Raw genomic sequence first — 3,956 nt, forward strand, 5'->3', positions numbered from 1 at the left:
CATGAGTACCGCGCAAAAAGGCCGAACACATGGCTGCTTCGACCAACGCCGCAAGTGAAGATTCTCCTTGCCAACCCGGAGCCGTCCACACATGGCCCTAAGCTGCCCCTCGCTGTAGCTCCCCGTTGGGTCTGCTCTTCGGAGCAGAGCGGACCCACGAGAGGGACGGCTACCACCGCCCGGTTTTGATCCTTAGCGGACCTTGAGTCTTTTTTTGCCCTGTCTTGAAGGGAGTGGATGGCTCCCTATCAATGGTGAATGTTGCAGTTACGCTTTGCGCTAGCCTTCATCCCCTGACCAAAGATGCGATCGAAAGCGCAAAGCAGATCCGGGCAGAAAACCAGCGGCTGCGGTTACAGGCCCAGCTCTTGCCCAAACTCGGACTAGTCTGGCAGAGCTCCAGAGAGTTCGAAACGAAGTGGCATCGACGATCGTCGAGGTGCGCACTCTCAGGAGAGCGCAGCAGGAAGACTCACGATGCGCGCTCCCTCAGAACAGCCCACTTTGAGTAAGTGACGCCATTTGCTCGGCACGGGTTTCCCGTCAGATAGGAACGCCTTGGCCGACGCGATGTTGCCCCGCATGCGCTTCTACTTTGACTATCAAGACTCAGCCGGCGTCATCGTTGACGACCAAGGCGAAGAGCTTCCGAACTTCGAGGCTGCCCGGGACGCCTCGATGAGATATTTGGCGGAGGCCATACGAGACCACAGTCCTTCAAGCTTGACCGAGAAGCTGTCCGTGCTCGTACGAACGGAAGAGGTCCCGATCATGACCGTGTCGGCTACAGTTGAAGTAGCGGCAGCTACTCCGACTGGGAGAAGCAGAAGCCTCACTTGAGGGAGATCCCAGATGCCCCTTTCCCCCGATCCGTCCGGCGGCTTCCAGGACGATTCGAACGTGTGACGTTTGCCTTCGGAGGGTAGGCGTCTAGGCTGCAGCGCGCATTTGAATAGCGGTTAGTAGCGCTTCGGGAGCCTGGACGGTGGACTGATGTGCGGGCCGGGGCCTGGCGCCTGGCTCGCCATCCATCGCATGCTGCGAGGCGGATTATAATCGGGATTACGGATCGAAGAGCTCGGGCCGGGCCTTCTCCTTCAAGGCTCCGCCGATATGCTTGTCGAGGAGCTTGGCGGCACCCTCGAGCGAGCCATTCTCCAGCAGATCGATAATGGCCAAGTGTTCGCCGGTTTGCCGCCATACGCGGTCCCGGTCAAGCGTCTGCCGGTATTCGATGAGACGCCGCAATTCGTTCTGGCGGGCGACGGTCTGGGCTAAGAACCTGTTGCCCGACATGAGGGCGAGTGCCTCGTGGAAGTCGCTGTTCGACTTGAACAACTCGACCTGGCCCAGCGTCTTGTACCCTGCGCTGTGCAGAAACTCCTGCCGCTCGCGCTGCTCGGAAAGGGCGACGCGGTTCAGCTTGAAGGTCGGGGATAGCAGACCCTGGGGCTCCAGGTAGCGCCTGAGTTCATAGCTTTCGCGATATGCCTCCACGGAGTCGATCATCGGCAGGAATGCCCAACCATGCCCGGTGCGCCGCTGCATCCACCCTTCGTTGACGATGCGCGTTAAAATGCGCCGCAGAGTATGCCTCGGAACGTCGTAGCGGCGCATCAGGTCCGCTTCCGTCACGGAATCAGCAAGGCGCCCGCGCAGGCGATCCTCCGCGAGCTTGAGGTAAAGCTGCTCAGTATCGGCCACCAACGTGTCGGCGGCCTTTCCCTCCTTGGGCTCGGTTCTCGCCAGAAAGAAGCCCTGACCGGGCCGGCGCTCCAGATATCCGGCCGATGCCAGATGGCCTAGGGCACCCCTGATTGGGCCACGGGATGTCCCGACCACCTGCGCGAGTGAGGTCTCGGTCAAATGCGCGCCGATAGGAAGGCGCTCCATCCGAACGTGCATCAGAATCCGCTGCGCGATCTCCCGATGGAGGGCGTTCGGCGATCCTGATGCTCCTCCGTCTGCAATCTCGGTCGATTGTTCCATCTCAAATGCGGGCTGTGTGTTCCGGCGTCCGGCTCTGACTGGGCATGCCTCTAACAAAAAAACCGCCCGGTTGTCTTCCGGAAGGGGCCTTCCCACCGCGATCTCGCCCGCTTTTGTCATTTATAGCGAAAAATGACATTGTCATATTTAATAAGATATGGCAATCGGTCGTCCGGGGCCCGGAAGCAGGCCCTCGATAGACCCGGCGCTGCGGCGCTGGCGTCCGCCGCGAAGCAAGAAACAGGGAGAAGAACGTGAAGCTGAAAGGGAAGTCAGTCGCCCTTCTGTCATGGCGTGACACATTGCCGATGATGGCCGTCTTAGCGGCTGTCACGCTCGGCGCTTCGACTCCCGCTGCCGCTGCCGAGAAGCTGACGCTCATGGTCGGCGGCATGGAGAAGATCATCTATCTCCCGGCGAAGCTCACTGAGAGCCTCGGCTACTTCAAAGAGCAGGGCCTAGACGTGGACCTCGCCAGCGAGCCCGCGGGCGTCAACGCCACGAACGAGCTTGTTGCCGGCTCGATTCAGGGCGCAGTCGGATTCTATGATCACACCATCGATCTGCAAGCCAAGGGCAAGAAGATCGAGTCCGTCGTCACGATGGGTCTCGTCTCGGGCCACGCCATTCTCGCCTCCTCGAAGGCCAAGGACATCAACTCCCCGGCCGATTTCGCCGGGAAAACGATCGGCGTGACAGGTCTCGGCTCGTCGACGGCGTTCCTGGTCCAGTACCTGGCCAAGAAGAACGGCGTCGATCCATCAAAGGTGCGTCTGCTGTCCGTCGGCGCCGGCTCGACGTTCGCAGCCGCTATCAAGAACGGCTCGATCGACGCGGGCATCACGACAGAGCCTACGATTTCGCGCGTGGTGAATACCGAGCAAGGGCGCGTGGTCGCCGATCTGCGTACCCCGGATGAGGCCAAGAAGAATCTGGGCGGTCTCTATCCCGCAGCGTCCCTCTACATGTCGACGGCCTATGTCGAGTCCCATCCTGAGGTGACGCAGAAGCTCGTCAACGCGTTCGTGAAGACGATGCAATACATCGCCTCCCACTCCGCGGAGGATATCGCGGACAAGATGCCGAAGGACTACTACGCCGGCGACAGGGCTGCCTACGTGAAGGCGCTCGCCGACGCCAAGGTGATGTTCTCGCCCGACGGCAAGATGCCGGCGGACGGCGCCGAGACCGTCCTCACCGTGCTCAAGGAGTTCAAGAAGGAGGTCCAGAAGGCCTCCATCGACCTCGGGCAGACCTACACCAACAAATTCGTCGATGCCGCAAACGCGGCGAAATAGTCGACCCGACGGCCGCGGCCGCCTTGCATCGAAAGGACACTCATGTTGCCCGCAGTCGAGTTGAGCGGCGTTGCGCGCCGCTTCATCAAGCTGGACGGCGATATCTTGACAGCCCTGAACGGTTTCGATCTGTCGATCGCCCCAGGCGAATTCTGCGCAATCGTCGGACCCACCGGTTGCGGCAAGTCGACGACCTTGGGCCTGATCGCAGGTCTCGCGCGTCCCCAGGCGGGCTCCGTGCAACTGTTCGGCGCCGAGGTCCGCGATGTAGACCGCCGGGTCGGACTCGTCTTCCAGCAGGATGCAGTGTTTCCGTGGAAGAACGTCGTGCAGAACGTCGAAGCCGGGCCGCTCTTCCGCGGCATGAGCAAGTCGCAGGCCCGGGAAATGGCCCTCGATTGGGTTCGCCGGGTCGGTCTTTCGGGATTCGAGGAGAGCCTGCCACATCAACTGTCTGGGGGCATGCGCACCCAAGGGTGCAACGTCTATTCGCAATATCTCTTCCTGACCTGGATGCCGAGCTACCTGCAGGCGACGAAGGGGCTCACGATCGCGAAGACGGGCTTCTATGCCGCCATTCCGTACGCGGTTGCCGTGGTGCTCTGCATCTTCGTGGGGCGGATCAGCGACCGCTTGCTGAAGGGCGACGTGGGCGGCGGAAAGCGTCAC

3 protein-coding genes are annotated in these 3,956 nt (G+C 61.2%); 2 read left to right on the forward strand and 1 reads right to left on the reverse strand.

From position 1 onward, the window contains the following. Positions 1-1,062: 1,062 nt before the first annotated feature. The gene (locus IVB12_RS32340; protein WP_247305649.1) at positions 1,063-1,989 is read right to left on the reverse strand and encodes a GntR family transcriptional regulator; all 927 of its coding nucleotides are present in this window, start codon (positions 1,987-1,989) and stop codon (positions 1,063-1,065) included. 254 nt (positions 1,990-2,243) lie between these two features. On the opposite strand from IVB12_RS32340, the gene IVB12_RS32345 reads away from it, so the two are divergent. Beyond that, positions 2,244-3,287, forward strand: coding sequence for an ABC transporter substrate-binding protein (locus IVB12_RS32345; RefSeq protein ID WP_346658531.1), 1,044 nt, complete (start codon positions 2,244-2,246; stop codon positions 3,285-3,287). A gap of 42 nt (positions 3,288-3,329) precedes the next feature. Continuing rightward, positions 3,330-3,956, forward strand: a 627-nt coding sequence (locus IVB12_RS32350) for an ATP-binding cassette domain-containing protein (protein ID WP_247305651.1), incomplete at its 3' end; no start/stop codon positions are given.

Origin of the sequence: Bradyrhizobium sp. 179 (assembly GCF_023073535.1) — a bacterium.
Lineage (GTDB): Bacteria > Pseudomonadota > Alphaproteobacteria > Rhizobiales > Xanthobacteraceae > Bradyrhizobium.